The sequence below is a fragment of the Halomonas sp. BLK-85 genome (assembly GCF_044792155.1).
Lineage (GTDB): Bacteria > Pseudomonadota > Gammaproteobacteria > Pseudomonadales > Halomonadaceae > Vreelandella.
The window spans coordinates 1,261,376-1,278,777 of sequence record NZ_CP087731.1 but is presented as its reverse complement, the minus strand read 5'-3'; the positions used below and the strand labels follow the sequence as shown (position 1 = coordinate 1,278,777).

General features: G+C 54.3%; 15 protein-coding genes and 1 pseudogene. 3 read left to right on the top strand and 13 right to left on the bottom strand.

The features are described from left to right. Positions 1–64: 64 nt before the first annotated feature. Positions 65–1,345: a Y-family DNA polymerase gene (locus LL947_RS05680; RefSeq protein ID WP_499834209.1), complete on the bottom strand. Its 1,281-nt coding sequence runs from the start codon at positions 1,343–1,345 to the stop codon at positions 65–67. Next, a complete protein-coding gene (locus LL947_RS05675) occupies positions 1,342–1,791 on the bottom strand; it encodes a LexA family protein (RefSeq protein WP_290824224.1) in 450 nt (149 codons plus the stop codon). The genes LL947_RS05680 and LL947_RS05675 overlap by 4 nt, the downstream gene beginning before the upstream one ends. Before the next feature lie 320 nt (positions 1,792–2,111). Here LL947_RS05675 and LL947_RS05670 point away from each other — a divergent pair, with 320 nt between their 5' ends. Beyond that, a complete protein-coding gene (locus tag LL947_RS05670; protein WP_499834208.1) occupies positions 2,112–2,564 on the top strand; it encodes a phosphate-starvation-inducible protein PsiE in 453 nt (150 codons plus the stop codon). Between the two features lie 279 nt (positions 2,565–2,843). Here the strand turns inward: LL947_RS05670 and LL947_RS05665 are convergent, their stop codons facing one another. Then, positions 2,844–3,206, bottom strand: coding sequence for a hypothetical protein (locus LL947_RS05665; protein ID WP_404417268.1), 363 nt, complete (start codon positions 3,204–3,206; stop codon positions 2,844–2,846). 320 nt (positions 3,207–3,526) lie between these two features. Next, positions 3,527–3,823, bottom strand: coding sequence for a helix-turn-helix transcriptional regulator (locus LL947_RS05660; RefSeq protein ID WP_499834207.1), 297 nt, complete (start codon positions 3,821–3,823; stop codon positions 3,527–3,529). 111 nt (positions 3,824–3,934) lie between these two features. Between LL947_RS05660 and LL947_RS05655 the strand changes: the two genes are divergently transcribed. Continuing rightward, on the top strand, positions 3,935–4,135 hold the full coding sequence (locus tag LL947_RS05655; protein WP_499834206.1) for a hypothetical protein: 201 nt from the start codon (positions 3,935–3,937) through the stop codon (positions 4,133–4,135). A 93-nt stretch (positions 4,136–4,228) separates the two neighbouring features. On the opposite strand, the gene LL947_RS05650 is transcribed toward LL947_RS05655, so the two are convergent. From LL947_RS05650 to LL947_RS05625, 6 genes and pseudogenes are all read right to left on the bottom strand, one after another. Beyond that, positions 4,229–4,684: a PAS domain-containing protein gene (locus LL947_RS05650; protein ID WP_404417262.1), complete on the bottom strand. Its 456-nt coding sequence runs from the start codon at positions 4,682–4,684 to the stop codon at positions 4,229–4,231. Positions 4,685–4,719: 35 nt separating this feature from the next. Beyond that, positions 4,720–5,178 (bottom strand): SRPBCC family protein, encoded by a 459-nt coding sequence (locus LL947_RS05645; RefSeq protein ID WP_404417259.1) that lies wholly within the window; start codon positions 5,176–5,178, stop codon positions 4,720–4,722. A gap of 277 nt (positions 5,179–5,455) precedes the next feature. Next, positions 5,456–5,962, bottom strand: coding sequence for a S16 family serine protease (locus LL947_RS05640; RefSeq protein WP_499834380.1), 507 nt, complete (start codon positions 5,960–5,962; stop codon positions 5,456–5,458). 186 nt (positions 5,963–6,148) lie between these two features. Further along, positions 6,149–7,527: pseudogene (gene brxL / locus LL947_RS05635) on the bottom strand (protease Lon-related BREX system protein BrxL); the annotation flags it as partial. 51 nt (positions 7,528–7,578) lie between these two features. Continuing rightward, entirely contained in the window at positions 7,579–10,062 is a 2,484-nt protein-coding gene (pglZ, locus tag LL947_RS05630) for a BREX-1 system phosphatase PglZ type A (protein ID WP_499834205.1), read from the bottom strand. Continuing rightward, positions 10,059–10,457, bottom strand: coding sequence for a hypothetical protein (locus LL947_RS05625; protein ID WP_499834204.1), 399 nt, complete (start codon positions 10,455–10,457; stop codon positions 10,059–10,061). Before LL947_RS05625 ends, pglZ begins: the two co-directional genes overlap by 4 nt. A 377-nt stretch (positions 10,458–10,834) precedes the next feature. On the opposite strand from LL947_RS05625, the gene LL947_RS05620 reads away from it, so the two are divergent. Then, the gene (locus tag LL947_RS05620; protein WP_499834203.1) at positions 10,835–11,689 is read left to right on the top strand and encodes a tetratricopeptide repeat protein; all 855 of its coding nucleotides are present in this window, start codon (positions 10,835–10,837) and stop codon (positions 11,687–11,689) included. A 28-nt stretch (positions 11,690–11,717) separates the two neighbouring features. Here the strand turns inward: LL947_RS05620 and LL947_RS05615 are convergent, their stop codons facing one another. The 3 genes from LL947_RS05615 to LL947_RS05605 form a co-directional block, all read right to left on the bottom strand. Further along, on the bottom strand, positions 11,718–11,996 hold the full coding sequence (locus LL947_RS05615; protein ID WP_499834202.1) for a hypothetical protein: 279 nt from the start codon (positions 11,994–11,996) through the stop codon (positions 11,718–11,720). A gap of 91 nt (positions 11,997–12,087) precedes the next feature. Then, positions 12,088–14,973 carry an ATP-binding protein gene (locus tag LL947_RS05610; RefSeq protein WP_499834201.1) on the bottom strand — a complete coding sequence of 962 codons (2,886 nt, stop codon included), beginning with the start codon at positions 14,971–14,973 and terminating at the stop codon, positions 12,088–12,090. Next, complete coding sequence (locus LL947_RS05605; RefSeq protein ID WP_499834200.1) at positions 14,973–17,402, bottom strand: DUF2357 domain-containing protein; 2,430 nt, start codon at positions 17,400–17,402, stop codon at positions 14,973–14,975. The genes LL947_RS05610 and LL947_RS05605 overlap by 1 nt, the downstream gene beginning before the upstream one ends.

The following is a 17,402-nucleotide window of genomic DNA, read 5'->3' as shown; positions in this document are numbered from 1 at the left end:
AAAGAATATATACCCCTCAGAGTGATATAGGCCAGACGAGGCTTTTGAATTCAAGCACTCTGAATTACGCCTTGACGCGGATCAGCTCCCTCCAGCAGGTCGTATAACGGGGGGTGCGATGCTCAGAGCGTAGTGTCCAGGCGTTATTCTGGCGTGGCAGGCCCAGCTGTACAGTTCCCTTGCCCAGCTCACGGTTGAGTTGGTCCATCGTGGCCATCAGACGTTCACTGCGCCGGGCGTCTGCTTCGGTTTGAGGAGTTTCCGTCAGGCTCAGCTGGCGATGGGCTTTTGGAGACAAATCCAGCAGCATCACGCCGGCCTTGTGATAGTGGTAACCATTGCGCCACAGATTCCCTAGCCCCTGCATGGTGGCCGCGACAAGGTCCCGGGTGTCGTCGCTGGGCCTTGAAAGTGACACGACCACCCGGTGGCGGTACTGAGGCAGATCACTGCGAAAGGGGTTGGTGCGCACAAATACCATGACGGCACTGGTCACACTGCCCTGCCGGCGTAATTTTTCACCGGCTCTGGCGGTGTGATGGCGCAGGGCCTCACGCACATCGTGCGGGTCACTGGTCAGCCGGCCAAAAGAGCGCGACACCATGATCTGCTGTTTGGGCTGAGCCATGTCATCCAGCGTAATGGCAGGCTGGCCACGCAGCTCCCAGACGATGCGCTCCTGTACCACACTGAAATGGCGACGAACATGCTTGGGGTCGGCCTGGCGCAGCTGCCAGGCGGTTTCAATGCCCAGTTTCTTCAGGCGTTCGCCGGTTCGCCAGGCAATGCCCCATAGCTCAGTCACCGGCCACTGCTCAAGCACCCTTTGCGTCATCAGGCTATCGGCGTCCAGCAGGCAGACGCCGGCCTCTTTGAAATGAGGGTGTTTCTTGGCCAGATGGTTGGCAATCTTGGCCAGCACCCGGGTTGGCGCAAACCCCACCGACACAGGAATACCCGTCCATTGCCTGACCGTCATCCGTAATTGGCGCCCGCGGTTTTCAAGAGTATCAGGGTCGAACCCCTGAAACCCCACAAAGCTTTCATCAATCGAGTACACCTCAATATGCGGCGAGAACCTGGCCAGTACTTCCGTCACCCGGTGAGACATATCCCCATACAGCGCGTAGTTGCTCGACAGCAGGATCACCTGGCGGCGCAGGGCCGGCGACAGCAGGTGCCGGGCAGTACCCATCTCGACGCCCAGCGCCTTCAACTCATTGGAACGAGCGACAATACAGCCGTCATTATTGGACAGCACGCCCACCGGGCGCCCTTCCAGTGCCGGATTGAAGACCCGCTCACAGGAAACATAGAAGTTGTTGCAATCTACCAACGCCATCATAGCGGCATGGCACCCGGCAGGCTGTGTAACACATGGGTCACCACGCCCCAGACGTGGGACTCGCGCCCTTCCAGCGGGATGGGCCGATACGCCGGGTTGCTGGCTCTCAGGTAGGCACGCTGGCCTACCCGTTCAAGCCGCTTGACGGTCAGATCGCCGTCGACGGCAATCACGATCACCCGCCCGGGCAAGGCTTCCAGGCTGCGGTCCACCACCAGCAGATCGCCATGATGGATGCCATCACCGGTCATGGAGTCGCCTTCTGCGCGCACGAAATAGGTGGCAGCAGGGCGCCTGACTACATGGCGGTGCAGATCAAGGTCATTATCCAGATGGTCATCAGCCGGGCTGGGAAACCCGGCGCGCACCGCACTGGATAGCAGCGGCAACGGGCAAGGTGCCGGGGCCGGTTCGGCCCGGCCAATAAAAGAGACAGATAAAGACATGAAACGGCTCGCTCATATACTGATTATATATACAGTATAGACCGACAGCCTTTAAGTACAAGCCGTTTTACTTCTACAAGGTGAACGTTCTGGCCATCACCTGCCTGTAAGATAGGCGATCGCCCTGTATGTGGCCTTTTGAAGGGCGTTTCAGCACGTAAACTGATTGATGAAAGGCATTGTCAGGCCAGGCTTGCGGTGTGCATTGGCCGAATGGCGTGATAGCTTGAAGGATATGACAGAGTTTTACCCGTACATGACTTTGTATAAGTCATGTACGGGTTGATCAGAACCCCCTTACTCGCCAAGCAGGAGCCACCATGGACGATTCAGATTCGACCCAACAACAGCTCACCAAGCGTCAGGCGTCGAAACAGCCTGAAACGAATAGGATCAGCTCGGCAGAGCAGTTTTTTATTGTCGGCGGCTTCACCCTGCTTCAGAAACTGCTGCTGGTCATTACCGGGCTCTTAACCCTGAGCGCCGCTGCCAACGAGCTGTTCGGGGTTTACCAGCGTGGCAATGTCGAACTGGCCGATATCCTGCTGCTGTTTCTGTACACCGAAGTGATTGCCATGGTGCTGGTCTCCTACACCGGACGCGGCTCGCCGTTTGTCTACCCGATCTTCATTGCCATCACCGCCATTGCCCGCCTGATCGTACTGCAGGGCAAGGAAATGGACCCGCAGAACATCGTGTTCGAGGCCGCTGCCATCGTCCTGCTGACCATTGCGGCCACTGTCTTGATACGCTTCCCGCGGGAGGCAAAATAGGCTTACGCCACCCCCAAGAGCCTTCACTCCGGCATCCACGGGTTGCGGGTAGAAGCGGGTCTGCAACCCGGTGAACAGCTTGCGGGGAATAACTGGGATATGCACGGCGCTGCTCATTGGCAAGGTGATGCGCTTGCCGCCGGTAGCAAACACCGCGGAGACTGAGGTGTCTGTCGGCTGACGCCTATGGAAAAATACAGCCGAACACCCTGAAAGAATCACTCCGGAACACCCTATGATGGCAGCAGGCTTACTGACAGCGCCCGCTTCAGGCACACATCACCGAACGGATTTCTGCCCACCCCGAAAATACAGATAGACCAGACCAAATGGCGCTATCAACCAGGCCGCTATCCAACACACAATAATACTGGCCACTCTCAGTACGGTTAAGATAGCTGCCCCCTTATCAAACACGGTATTGCCAAATACAGCCTTGAGCATGGATTGAAACAGGTAGCGTGAATACGGATACAGCAAGGTGTTAACGCTGAACGTTAAAAGCGTGTAAAGACCCAAACCATCGCTGTACCTGTTAACGATAAACGCACAGATCGCAAAAATCGCGATGCCCACCAGATACTGCTTGAAAAGATATGACCTATCGAGCCCACCAAAGGCTCTCAAAAGTGCTTTTTTCATCAATTTGACTCCCCTGTTCCCTATATCATGATGATGACTGACGCAGTACTCGCGAACCACGAGCTCTGACAGGCAACCGCCTAACCAATCATCTTGCAAAAGCAACGCGCCAACACAGGTTACTCGAAGACAAGCGATGACGGTAAGGGACAAAGCAGCTTAACAAAAAAACCCCGGATAATATCCAGGGCATACACGCAGTGTATTGTTAACTATATTTACCAATAGCAAAGACCTAAGAGCCATAGAGGTGGCTTAGGCCACCAGAACCTGTAGGGTGGATTCGCGAAGCAATCCACCTTGCCGTTAGGGTTCTGTCGCTACAGCTCATTAACTGACTGACGAGGGACGCCCAAAGATTCGGCCAACCCCGAAACCGTCAGCTCATAACCCGGAAGAAAACCTTCCCTCAGCATTTCGTCTGGATGAGTGGGTTTACACTGCATACCGGTAGTATTAAGAATAGCCAGATCATCACCACACTCAGTGATAGTCACACACTTCGGCGTCATATGCGTCACCATCTTCAAAACGAAAACAGATACGCCACTGATCATTGCAAGTACACCTGGCAAGTACACCTGAGTGACACGTTTGGTAGGCTTGTTATCATTCATCTTCAAGGCCATGCAAAAGTGATGATGTTTCCTCAAAAAACAGGTCAACAGGCTGTTGAACCAATGGCGGTGCCTTGGTTGGCGCTGCCCATGACAAATAGAGGCTTTCCAATGAGATACCAACTTGCAGACCTGCGTAATGGCCCGCATGGCGATATCTTCGATACCCCAGAGGCCGCCATGGCTGCGCTGCATAAAGCGATTAATGAAGAAGCGGAGGCCAACATACGCGACAGCGATATGCTGCCGGATGAAGCCTATGCCCAGGCCCGTGACACTTACTGGGTGGTTGACGTTGTTGAACCACGCTGAACCGAACCGGCGCTGACGCTGCTGGCGTCAATGCCATGGCCGTTGGCGCTTCGTCATCTAAAGCAGTCAACGGCCATGTTCATTCAGCGGGCTCTAATCGGCAGGTGTGTTCTTGAGGACTTTTTCAAGCCGTTCGATCTCGGCCTGCGCATTGATGAGTTCGCTGGCATCATATTGCACGCCCAGATAGTAGATTAATTGACCCTCGTTATCATACAGCGGCTGAATCATCAGCCGGTTGTAGAACAGGGTGCCATCCTTGCGGTAGTTACGCAGCGTCACCTCAACGGGCTCATGCACTTTAAGGGCAGCACGGATCTTATCAAGCTCGGGTTGATCACGATCCTCACCCTGCAGGAAGCGACAGTTACGCCCCAGAATTTCTTCCTGGCTGTAGCCGGTCAGCCGCTCGAAAATGCTGTTGGCATAAATGATCGGGGTATCCGGCTGATCCGGGTCGGAGAGCGTAACGCCATTGACGCAGGTATTCAGAATCTGTGTCAGTACGTGTGGAATAACGCCAGTATCTTTATCAGGGATAAATAGCATGGTTTCTCCAGCCGAGGGGTGCGTTATCAAACCTATTAGTCTGTTTTCTGTTGACCAAGTTCTCGTTCGGCCAGTGTTTTCAGATCGCGAACGACGCGATCCGTACCATCCTTGACGGCAACTCGGATAAGTTTTTCGAACGGCCGCAACCCAAGGCTCAAGCGCGCCAATTCAAAACTGAAGGTGAGCCGGGTGTAATCAAAGTGCGGTTCGAAAAAGTAGTTGATCTCAAATGGGTCTTTGATGCCTTTGAAACACACCCGACGCTCAGGCTCGAGTGCAATGACCTTGAAATCGGCTTCGGAACGGCGGCCTTGATCTATTCTCACCTGCCGCGCCGTCCACCCGACGGTCAGCGGCCCGCTGCTCAAAGGTGTCAGCGACTGAACTTCAGGCGACCACCGCGGGTAGTTGCGGACAAAATCGGTCACCACGAAGTGAAAGATATCAGGCACCGAACAGCGAATCAGGATACTGGATTGAGACTTAACCATCGTTCGAACACTTCCCATGAGGACGGTTGACGGTAGTTCGCCATGCTGCGGCCATTTGTGCGAACAGGATCATCACAAGGCCCTGTTGCAGGTAATCGTCAAAACACGCTAGCAGAAAGCCTTGTAAACCCTCAAGGCATTATTTGCCCGGATGACCGATATCATCAGATTCCCGGTTGCATGCGACCATAAGGCCTTAGGCCGCCGTGGAGTAGTTGTAGGCAACCTAGGGTCTGCCTTTTCCCTTGAACGTATCACGCCAAGAGAGTGATGGCACTTACTCTACCCCCAGCGCCTTCACCACGGCATCCACAGGTTCCGAGTAGAAGCTGGTCTGGAACTTGGTGAACAGCTCACCGGGAATGGTCGGGATGTCCACGGCGCTGCTCATCGGCAGGGTGACGCGCTTGCCACCGGCATCAAAGGCCACCTGCAGGCACTCGGCGAGGTTTTCAACGGGCTTCAGGCTGCCGCCCAGGCTCATATCGCCTAACACCACCATCTGGCTCTGGGTGGGCTTGGCCAAGAGGCCAGAGGAGAACGCCACCAGGCTGGCCAGCGACAGGTCACGCAGCACACCGGTATTTTGCAGATCGACCACGTGCAGGTGAAAATCCTGCGCCATCACCTTGCGCGCCGCGCTGATGCGCTCGGCATTGGCCTTGAAGTAGTCAAACGCCATCTTGACCTGTTCCTTGGCGGCGGTGGCGTTCCAAAGCCCGGACATGGCCAGCTTGCCACTGCCGGCGGTCACCTGGAGCTCAATGCGGTAGACGCCAGGCATGCCCTTGTCGCTCAGGCCAATGGTATGCACCACGCCCGGTTTACCCTGCCCCTCGGGAATCAGGCCACCGCCGCCCTGCTCTTTCACCGACACAAAATGCTCTTCCAGCGTCTCCTTGTCGATATAGCTGAAATGGACATCGTAGAACTCCATCCCGCCGATTTTCTCGAGCTGCTCTTTCACCCGGCGGCGAACCTGCATGGCGTATTCCAGGCATTGACGCACATCATCCTTCTCGTACTCACCATGCGGAAACAGTAGCTTGAGCAGGCCTGAGACCGTCTTGCGCACGGCAATCACGTCACGCTGGTTGAGGTTATCGCCCAGCGAGTAAAAACGGTCGATGGCATCGGCGAAGCTTCGCTTACGCATCTCGCGGTAGAACTCCGCCAGGTAGTCGACAATAAAGCCGTAGCGCTGGGTGAAAAAGGACGGCCGCATCTTGGGAATTTCCCAGCCGGGGATATAGGCATGGAAAGATCAAAGAAAGCCGCATCAATCATGGCCTCCGGAAACGGCGTCAACAGGTGGCTGGTTTTGACCAGGGATTCCACGCTCTGGTTGATATTGCCGATAAACACCATGGAGGCTGAGGCTTCCATCTGCTCACGCCCACGGGCAAAGGAGCCAGACGCCATGAAGTCCTTCATGATCTGGACGCCGTCCTTATCCTTGAAGGAAATACCCGCCACTTCGTCGAAGGCCACCAGATCCCACATGCCGACCAGGCCGATCCGCCGAGAACTCATGTTGTAAAAAAGGTTGGCCACCGTGGTCTGCCCGCCGGAGACCAGAATGCTGTTGGGCGAGCATTCCTTGTAAATATGGCTCTTACCGGTACCCCTCGGGCCCAGTTCGCAGACGTTATAGTTGTTCTCGACAAAGGGAATCATCCGGGCCAGCAGGTGCCATTGCACGCTTTCGTCCAGCTCAGCGGGTTCCATGCCAATCGAGCGGATCAGCACCTCGCGCCACTGGGCCGTGGTAAAGCTGCGCCGCCCTTCAAACAGCTCATCCATCTTCATGTGGGGCATCTGAATAGGCTTGAGCAGGCTGACGCCAAACGGCGATGCGGATTGGCCTTCCTCATGGAAATAACGCAGGGTAGCAATCACCCAGATGCCACCGACCAGCAGTTTCTCGTGCTCCTTGACGATACCGGCGGAAATCTCGGCGTCCTTGATCCCCAGGTTACTGAACGCCGCCTCGTAGCGGTCTTTTTTCTCGTTTAGGCGCACCGTCACCCGGTCAATTACCTTGAAACTGCCCCGCTCGCGAACCACGGATTTCACCTTTTCCGCTTCATCCGGGCGCACATAGTTATCGGCCAGAATCGTCTTGACGTTTTCCAGGCCGGTATCAATCACCTCCGCATCATCCGAGGCGCAGTACATGCCCAGCAGATACTCCAGCACGTAGACAGGCACATTGGCGCCTTCCTTGACCCGCTGAGTCAGATCCTTGCGCACCACCCGGCCGGCAAAGTGGGTATTGAGCAAGGTGTCCAGGTCGGCTTCCTGAATCGCGCCGCTGCCCTGCTGGGCGTAAGAAGCATCTAAATCCATGGTGGCTCACTCCTGCCTAAAAAATATCCGCGCGCCATTCATTGGCATGGCTCAAAAGAAGTCATCCGTAAACGCCAGGTCGATGACCACCCGGTAGCGTTCCAGCTCGGTGCCTAGATCCCGGTCGCGCAAGATCAGGAAGTAGTCGCGTTTGCGGTCGAAGTCGGTGCCGGACAGCGACAGCCGCACGGCTTTCATGCGCTCGTTCATGTTGTCGCTGGCACTGTCAAAGGTCACCACCTCTTCGCTGGACACAAGGGTTTCCCCCTCGTTGGCGTCGCCTGCCTGAAAGATCGCCACCGACAAGGTGCGCGGCAAGCGGGTGTCGCTCACGGCTTCGGTCTGCAGCAGGTCAAAGCGCTGGATATTGTTGACCATCTTCAGTGCTGCCTTGGGCGAGATCACCTCGACCCGATGACGGGTGCGCTCTTCGGCCTTTTCACCGCGCAACTGTTGAACGGTGAGCACCGGCACCACGATTTCCTGAGGCATGATGCCGCCGTGGACAAAGCGCGCCCCACCCACAAAGTGGAAGCGGTGAGCGCCCTTGGGAATCCAGAACTCGGTATCACAGGCAGTGCCCGCGGTGTTTCGGGTGTGGCCATGCCAGACGCTGGGGCTATCCGGCAGCGAGTTACCCAGGACGTAGCGCTTCTTGGTCTTGAAGGCAGCGGCAGGTTTATCGCCCAGCGCCGTCTTGTCGGTGGCGTCCAGGGCGCTGCGCTGAAACAGAAAGCCGTGGTCCGCCGTTACCAGTACCGTGCTGGTGTTCATGTGCATCAAGACCTTGCGGGTCAGCTGATCCAGCTCTTCAATGGCATCCTCCACGGCAGCGAAGGTCTCGCTTTCGGTGCTGGCGGAATCCCCTCTTGCATCTACCACGTTGTGATAGATATACATCAGCTGAACGCCCTTGATCTTCTCGCGGCCCTGCTCCCGCGACCAGCCCCTTACCTCGTCGGCGGTCACCGCCAAGGCCTGTCCCCCCAGCGCTTCCGCCAGTAGCTTGCTCCGGTTGGCGGTGCCCTGGCTGGGTTGCCCATTGACCAGCACGCTATCGCTACCCGGCTGATAGGCCAGTTCACGATGAGGCAGCAGCGCCGCCATGCCCAGGGTGGTGTAGCTGGGCACCACCCCCAGCTGGCTGCTCAGGCTGGCCTGGCTATAGCGCTTGGTATTGATACGCTCGCCCAACTCCTGGGCGGCCTCATAGCGGAAAGCATCGCTGATAATCACCACCAGGCGCTTCTGGCGGTGCGCTTCCAACTGCGGGCGCACCTTTTCACGGAAGAAATTCTGCTGGGCGGGAACGCCAGGCAACGTCCAGTCGGCCAGGCGATTTTCCGCCTCGATACGCTCGCTCCAGTTGCGGGTCAACTGGCCCAGGAACCATTCGTCATAGCAGCGCTCAACCGCCTCATCCAGGGTTTTCAACAGCTCGACGTTGAGCGCATCCGAGGCCACCGCGTAATGACGATAAGCGCGATCAAAGCGGTACAGGTCCTGCTCATACGCCTGATACAGCGCCGCGACCGTCTCAAAGTGAAAGCCCGCGGCATGCTCATGACGCAGGGCAAACAGCTCGATAGCGGCGGTCAGGGCCGCGTAAAGCTGGCGGTAGCGTTCACGGCGCGGATCGTTTTTATGGCGCGACGCCCAGAAGCCGTCCAGGCGCTCGGCAATCAGGCTGGCAAACTGGCGCAGATCCCGGGCATCTGCAGTGGGAATGGCCTGACACAGGTCGACGATGATCTGCTTCTCGACCGCCTCAAAGGTGGCGACATTGGCTAGCTGCGTAAGAGGCAGGTCGTGGATCTTGTCCTCAATGCACTGGGCCTCGGCCACCCAGGCAGAGATCACATCAAAGGCCGGGTAGAACCGCGAGCTATCCCGCCAGCGGGTCAGCAGTGCCCGCGAGGTCGCCCGGGCATTCACCGAGGACATGGCCACCTGCCCCGCCCAATCGGGAATCTCGGAAATACTCTCGCAATAGCCGGTAATCAACAGGCGCAGCATCAGCTGACCAAAGTTCAGCGGCACCTCGCCTTCCAGCTCGTCTCGCCGCGCGGGGTAACCTACCTCAGCCTGCAAAGCCCGCACCAGGGCCGGCACCAGGGCGTATTTCTCAGCGTCGACCAGGCCCGGCGGGTTGGTTTCCAGGCCAAGGTCGCCGTCTGCCGCCTGCGCCGCCAGGTGGAACAGCAAGGTCGCCACCTCGGTAGACGACGCCCCCACCACGGCGGCCAGCATGGCCAGGTCGATGGCGTCCTCATCCATCGCTGGCGTGACCAGCCGCTTAAGCGCCTCAATACGCTTACGGCTAGCCAGAAACGCCTCACGCCGGGCCAAGTGCTCGCGCATCACATGGCGGGTCAGGCCCAGCTCGTTGAAGATCATCGAGATACGGTCAGCGTAGAAGCGCCCGGAATACAGCTTGATATCCAGCAGCCAATCGCGCTCCGGCGCTGGCTCTGGGTGGGGGAAGTACAAAAGCGTCGGCGTCTCGGGGTCATCAAGCTCCAGCTGCAGCTTCATCCCCAGGCTTTCTGCTTGCCAGAGGAGAACAGCCAGTAGATGGGGCGTTTTTTGTAGGTGCGCAGGTGGTCTTTGAAGAACTGGGTGCTGAGGTAGCGGCGAATGGTGTCCAGGGCAGTCTCGCCCTTCTTGGGCTTAATGGCGTGGAGACAGAGGCTTTCGGCGACGAAGTCGAGGTTTTCCTGCAGGTGCTCTTCGCCCCAGACGGTGCGCACGAAATTGCGGAAGCGGTGGGTGGCGTCGTCGGGGAACCATTCCTGATCGGTGAGCGGGATGATGGCGTTGTCATCCGGGGCGAAGCTGAGTTCGGGTGTCTGGGCGAGATAGTCGCGGACGGTGTCGCCCTGGCTGGCGAGAATCAGGTCGGACTTGTCCAGTGAGTAGCGGCCCATCATGCAACCAATGGCGTAGCTGATCAGCTCTTTGAGGGTATCGCACTGGAGCAGGGTTTCTAGCTCTTAGTTTTTAGCCACCCATCAATTACCTAACTCACTAAATCATGACATTTTTTGGTATCATTGTGGCTAATATCCAAGCTCCGATTCATAGGTGATGCAACGCCCCAGGCCCCTGAGATCTTCAAACACAGCCTTGATAACATCAAGATCGACGGGCTACCACCGCGAGATGCCCCGGGTTTCGAAGATGCAGTCCTTCAGAACATCACATTGCAGTACGCGGCCAAAGGTTGCACCGCAGCCATTGTCATTCAAGACGGTATGTATTGGGGGTTGCAGTCCCACAAGAGGGAATTGAACCTAAGCAGTACCTTTTGGGACTACTCGAGCACGGTTTCCTTGAAGACGCCCTCCCTGCGTTGGAAATCATGGCAGAAATGACCAACGATCCTGAAATTCTATACAACTACGGCGTTTGTCTCTCAGAGATGGGGCGTGTTGAAGAATCAGTTCCCCCCTTGCAAGCCTGTACAGAGATCGAGCCTGATTATGCCCATGCTCATGCAGCTCTCGGTTTTTCTTACATAAAGCTTGGGGAGCTCGAAAAAGCCGAAGAAACTCTGGGTAATGCTGCCAAAAATTTGCCAGAGGACCCTTGGATTAATCGCAACCTGGCAGGCTTGTTAGCAAAACTGGGCAAACACGATAAAGCCTTGCCATTCTTCAAGCGTGCCCAAGAAGCTAACCCTGACGATACTGGTATTTTATATGGATCGGCACTCAATTTAGAAGAACTTGGGCCTGAAATGCATGGTCAGGCAATCTCGCTCTACCAGCGCATCATTGAACTTGAGCCTGAGTCTTCTATAGCGGCTGAGGTAAAAAAATCTGTAAGCCGTCTAGCTCAAGAGTCCATGAAGGAAAAAGTGGACGGAGGGCTGCGCATGGATGCTGTCATGTACATGAGTGGTGCTTTCGAGACATTTGCAAAAATGGAGCAGCAAGAGCTCGCAAAAGTAGTATTTGAGATCGCTAAACTTGGCGAGAAAGGCCTCTCAATCAATGATCCAGACGAGCGATACACACTCAATAGCCTCGATGGTGACTTCTCAGGTATGCAGCTGCTTTCGATGATGCATGTTGGCTTGAAGCAGATTGATCCTTCGCTAGATACCCAGTCAGGCCTGGACGCTGAGTACGAAACAGCTAAGAACATGACAAGTAAATAATTGGCTAATTGGGCTTAGAATCAACGCATCAACCAGCATCTACCAAGACGCAATGATACCTTGGACCAGCTAGCCTCACACCACAGCAGGCGCAGGGGGAAGAGGAAAACTCGTCATCGAATTGACTATTCCCCACTGCTATGTACCTTTCGTTACTTCCAAGCTCAAGGATTGCTGCGCGAATTTCTTGTTCTCGCGCAGCAGCATCTCTATCACTTAAATAGTAATCTAGCCCTGTCGCATCATCATTGGCGATAATCATCAAGCAGTCACTGCAAACCATCAATGCATCATCAATGATGTTCACTCCCTACTCCTTCTCTTTGATCCCCAAACAACGCACAACAAATGATAATATGGGAACGACGACGCGTTGCCTGGGGCATAGCAGGTTAAACTTAGTCTTCCTCAAACTCTGAACTGCTAAATTTCAACACGTTACAGTTTTCTTTTATCGTTCGCTGTAGCGCTTCATCAAAACCATCAACACTGGTAGCGTCAATTTCTACTGATATTTTTACTTCCACGCCTGTACGTAAGGTGAACTGCTCGACAATTTCATCGACAACGGTGGCAAAATCCATTTTCGCCTTTAACGGGTCAAGGCTCACTGTGCCGTAGAATTGCTTCTTGGCAATGCTTGTAGGTGCCGCTACTGGTCCAGCGGGGCTACTGCCATTGTTTCCAGCTCCCATAGGCGGAGCAGCACTGTTTCCCGACCGTTCATCGCCCTCACCTACTTCATTATTCCTACCACCCTGGATCACGTCAGCAGCATTACGATCAGCTAGTTCTCTAGAACGCTGGGCAGCATCTGCGTCTAGTTTGTCTCGGTATGCCCTAGCTGCCTCGCGCTCAATGATAAGAGCCTCACCGTCTAACGCACCGATACCTCCCTGTCCAAAGGTGAAGCCTAGATAGGTGTTACCTTCTTTGCCCGAAGCGTAGCCAAAGAAATCCTCCGATGACGCACCTTGAATCATGGCATTTTTGAATACACTGTCGTTGACTAGCCGCGGCAAGTAGAGGTAGTGGCAACTATCTTGCCATACTTTGACGGCATGAACGTCAGTCACCCCTTCCTTGAAATACCATTGGTTGAGGATATTGCGTAAAAATATTGGTGACCATTCGTAGATTAACCATTCTTCTTCACGTAGTTTGTTTTCAATCGTCTCTACTAAATTAGGCGACGTGGTAGAGATCTGAACCACTTCCCATTCAAGCGTTGGCTTGCCTTTTACAAACTCCTCTACGGGCGCCATTAACCATTTGTAGGTCTCACGGATTAACTGGGACAGTGAAGAATCCGCTGAGTCACGGCTTTGTTTGGCTTGTCGTAGGTGCGTCATATCGTGATTAAGCGCACCGCTATCAATGTCCTCTACAATTGATTTCCAAGCCAGAAAGGTACGCCCTTGGTCCTTCAAGCGGCTGACTACATCGAAATCAGCGGCCAGAAAAATTAACCGGTTCTGCTTCTGGCGTGGCTGTTCCCCACGATTGCGTAGGATTTCTTGCGCCACCTGAAACGCCTGATTGCTTTCTGTGCGGCTATAAGCAGCGTTCGTTGGCAGCACTACCAATCGCGGCCCGACACCATATTCATCTGGCACATCTCCAGACGCAGTAAAGACATGAATACCCGCAAAATGATGTTGACGTCCCATTAGGCGAGTCGTTCGATCTTTGAGCAGCGGTATCAATGCATCACGGTCATTGATGTTTTGTTTGCGGCTTTCCATCTCTTTGCGCAAATTGGGCTTTGTATCGAACCAGAAACGATCCTGTTCGGAATAAAGATAGTGCAGCCGGTCACGCAAGCGTTTGAGCACGTCTTCAAAGATGCCAATAGATTGCCCCGGCTGAACGGTACCGAGCATAATGCGTTCCTGCTTAATTCCGCGAGCCGCCTGGGTGCTGCCTCCAGCAGCGCTACCCAGAAAAATAGTGCGTGCTGCCCGACGGCCAGCATGCACGCCTCCGAATAGAGCAACCTCGTTGTCGAGTGTTTGGGCTGCAGAACGAGGCCCATCTATTTCTCTCTCAATTACCGGCTGCCAGCCTCCGGGCAGGTAGTGAATGCTCTTATCCCGCACATTACTATCTTCCAGGGGGAGTGATCCTGGCATGATCAAAGCATCATGATTACCGGACACCCAAAGTTTATGGATCACAAACGCCATGTACTGAAGTACACCACGAGTACGCTGGAATTTGTCCAGTGTCGACCAATCTTCATAAAGGCGGTCGAATACTTCAGGATGGATCGGGTAAGAGCGGCAAAGTCGCTCAAAATACTCGTTGGATTGTGTCTCGGTGGGAAACTGCCCAGCATGCTGACGATAGAAGTCAGAAAACTGACGGCTGATGCCTTCTATTTCTGCACGCTCACCGGCATTCTCAAACAAACGACGACGGACAATCTCGAATGCCTCTTCAGTAGCCACCGGCTTCCACACTGACTCTAACCGCCCGAAATACTTCTCAAGAGCCGTCAACGTTTGCTGGCCCATTGTGCCGCCTACTTCAAGCTCGGACTCCGGCAGTGAGGCAAGCAAGATGGCATTGGGTACCGCTTTCATTGCTTCAGTTAGCGCCTGGATAAAACTGATATTACTGTCATAAGTGCCTGCAGAATATGATTTTCCCAGCTCAAACTGGCGAATATAAGCCAACAGCTCATCTACCAGCACAACACAGGGCGCAGCTTTTTGCAGTAAATCAACCAGCACTTGCTTACCAGGCGATGTGCCCTGCTCATGAGATTCTTTTACCAGTGCCAGGCCTTCATCACCTAACAACTGCCACGCCAGCTCACCCCATAAGGTTGTGACTTTCTGACCTTCCTTCTTAACCGACTTCTGGCTTGGCGCCATGTTGATGCCGTCAATGACCGCTACTCGGGCATAGGGAAGCTCATGAATACCCGCTGCATCTAGAATAGGAGGAATACCATGTAGTTTATCGGTGCTGGTTTTGCGTGATGCCAGGTGATAGACCGCCAACATGGTGTGCGTTTTACCGCCGCCAAAGGCGGTCTGCAGTTGTATAACGGGGTCACCACCATTACCGGATAGACGCTGGGCTACCGAGATCAGCAGTAAACGCATACCTTCGGTAATATAGGTACGCGAGAAAAACTTCTCTGCGTCCTGGTACTCCTCGGGGGCCGTGCCGGTTGCCACCTGAGTGATATCTGCAGCGAACTCTGCTTGTTTAAATAAACCTTCGCGCACGTCCTTGTGGGGCGTAGCGATATCTCTCCAAGCTTTCAGTGACATTATGACGACTCCACGTCCTTTTCTACAATGAATTCAAGGTCATCCACTGGTTGTCCATTGGATGCATCTATGCGGCGTTGCCGTTCAACACGCACAGCTGAATGACGCGTTTTCAGGGTTTTCCATTCGATAAACTGTTCCCAACTGCTTAAAAACTGCAGCTCTGGCACCTGCTCCTGAAGGGCTACCTGCAAACCCAACCGGGTAATAAAGTAACGGCCTGTCCGATTGCCCTTCATCTGGCCACCCGCCCTAAGGTTGGCGCTCTTTATTGGCTCCAGATGATAGACATAGTAAGGCTGATTTGGCTTGCTAGGCTTCCAGTGCGTGCCCGTCTGCTCAAGCTCATTACCCAGCAAAATCTCGGTGTTTAACACGTTAGCCCAGCCAATAATCCTGCGTTCTTGCTGATCATAAAGTGCCACCGATTTGACCTCATGCAGTGGGTAATTCGATGATTTATGGCGCTGGGTATAAAAGATTTGTTGTTCAAAATGGTACTTAAGCCGAGCATCTCGCTGTTTTTGGGGGACCAAGCCCACCATCACTAGATCTTGGTTAGATTGGCGGCGCTGCTGATAGGCTCTATCATCGTAATGATAAAACGACTCAGTGATAACCTCGCCCGGCTGCTCAAAAAGGCTGTCCAGATACGCCTGAAAGAGCCTGTTTTTACGCACTCTGCCTGGCTGTAGCGGTATCGCGCCAATATTGACCTTCTCGATACTCTGGTAGAAGGGGTGTGCTACGAAATCTTGCTCGTCCTCTGGATAGGGAAACAGGATTACCCCGCCAATGCTCTTGTTGGCCATCTTGACAGTTTTCTGCTGTTCTTTCTTGTCTTCCCAAAGGATGGCATCACGGTAACGATGCAGCTGAGCGATAGTATCCAAAGGCGGCCCATATGGAGTGCTTCCTGCGCCGCCAGGATACTCCTTCGATCCACGATCAAAACGATACTTGGCATCCATGATCACCTTAAACGACTTTTTATCACGACTGCTGCCAAATCCACTGCGTGAGAACTCGATAAACTGATCCGGCTTCTGGTCGAAGGTGTAGGTGTAATCTTTTCTGGGAAAACTGCGATTGAAGTAGATGGCGATGCCGTCGCCAGTGCTTCGCTGCACAAAATTGACAGCCGATTTTTTGCCCTTTTTCAGGTTTACCTTAAATCGATGATGCTCAAGTTTGACAATATCGTTGCCAGCCAGGTCGTACTTGGGGTTTTCCCGCAATAACTTCACAGTCTTAAGGAAGCACCAATACTCGTAAATGGTCGCAATATCCTTGTAATCCATCTTGAACAACGGGTGCTCGGCCATGGTCAGCCCTTTACGCAGCAACAGAAAGCGGTGATAGAACTCTTTGTACCCTGGTGCCATCGTCAAGGTCGTCGAGAAGAACATCTGATGATTGAACGTACTCACTTCTGCCAATACGGGGCTTCTGAGCCGCCGCCGCAAGTGGGATTTGCTGCGTTCCAACGCTTCTATCTCCAGCTTAACACGCTGGTTATCCAGATTACGGCCTTTGTTCAAGTGACGAACGGCACGCTGAATCTGGCGCAGGATATCGCTGATCGCCCAGGCAATGAAGCGATTCTCCTGGGTATCGTAACTAATACGCTTGTGTTGCTCGGTCAGGTGCGAAAGTTGCACACCCGGAGCCACGTGTAGTCCACCGCCGCGACAGAAGCGATCGGGGCGCTGAGCCGCTGACTTGATGGCCCTTGGTGTCGCCCGCTTGACTCGGTGAATAGGCTTGACCCGGGACTCCTTGCTCAGCTCCGATTTGGGCGAGCGAAGTAACGTATCCAGGCTCTGCTCTAAACTGTGATAAAGCGCCTTGAACAGATTGAGCCATTCTGATGTGAGTTGGTGGTAGGTAGAACGTGGACGCGTCGAGGCAAACGTTTTAGTAAACGCATCGAAGGCTAACGAATAGAGAATCTCAGTGATCTCATCCAGCATAGCCGGGAAATCATCTTTGTAATCCAGCTTTTGTGGAAAGACTTCACCGTCCAGTGCAAAGAGCAATTTTCCGTTAGCATCACGAATCTCAAAGCGTGTCAGGCCGACGCTATTCTCCAGGTTGGTCGTCCCTGTCAAGCGTACCTGGCCATGCAACGTTCGCGACTTCACGCGCTTCTGATGTACCCCATTGATAAAAAGCGCCAACGGAGGCTCACAGCGGCAACCGGCTCCTGGCTCGAACAACCACTCCAACTGCTGCCACTCGAAGAACAGCGGCGAGTTTAGCGACTGTTCCAACTCTGATTCTTCAAGGTTCAGCCTCAAGCCGTGAACCTTGAAGCGCGCGCGCGTTTCAATGTGCCGTTGGGCTTCAATTGAACGTGGCAACGCCACTTCGCTAACAGCAAGCTGGCAAATGGTACCATCAGAGTGGTCAAAACAAAGCGCTGTCAT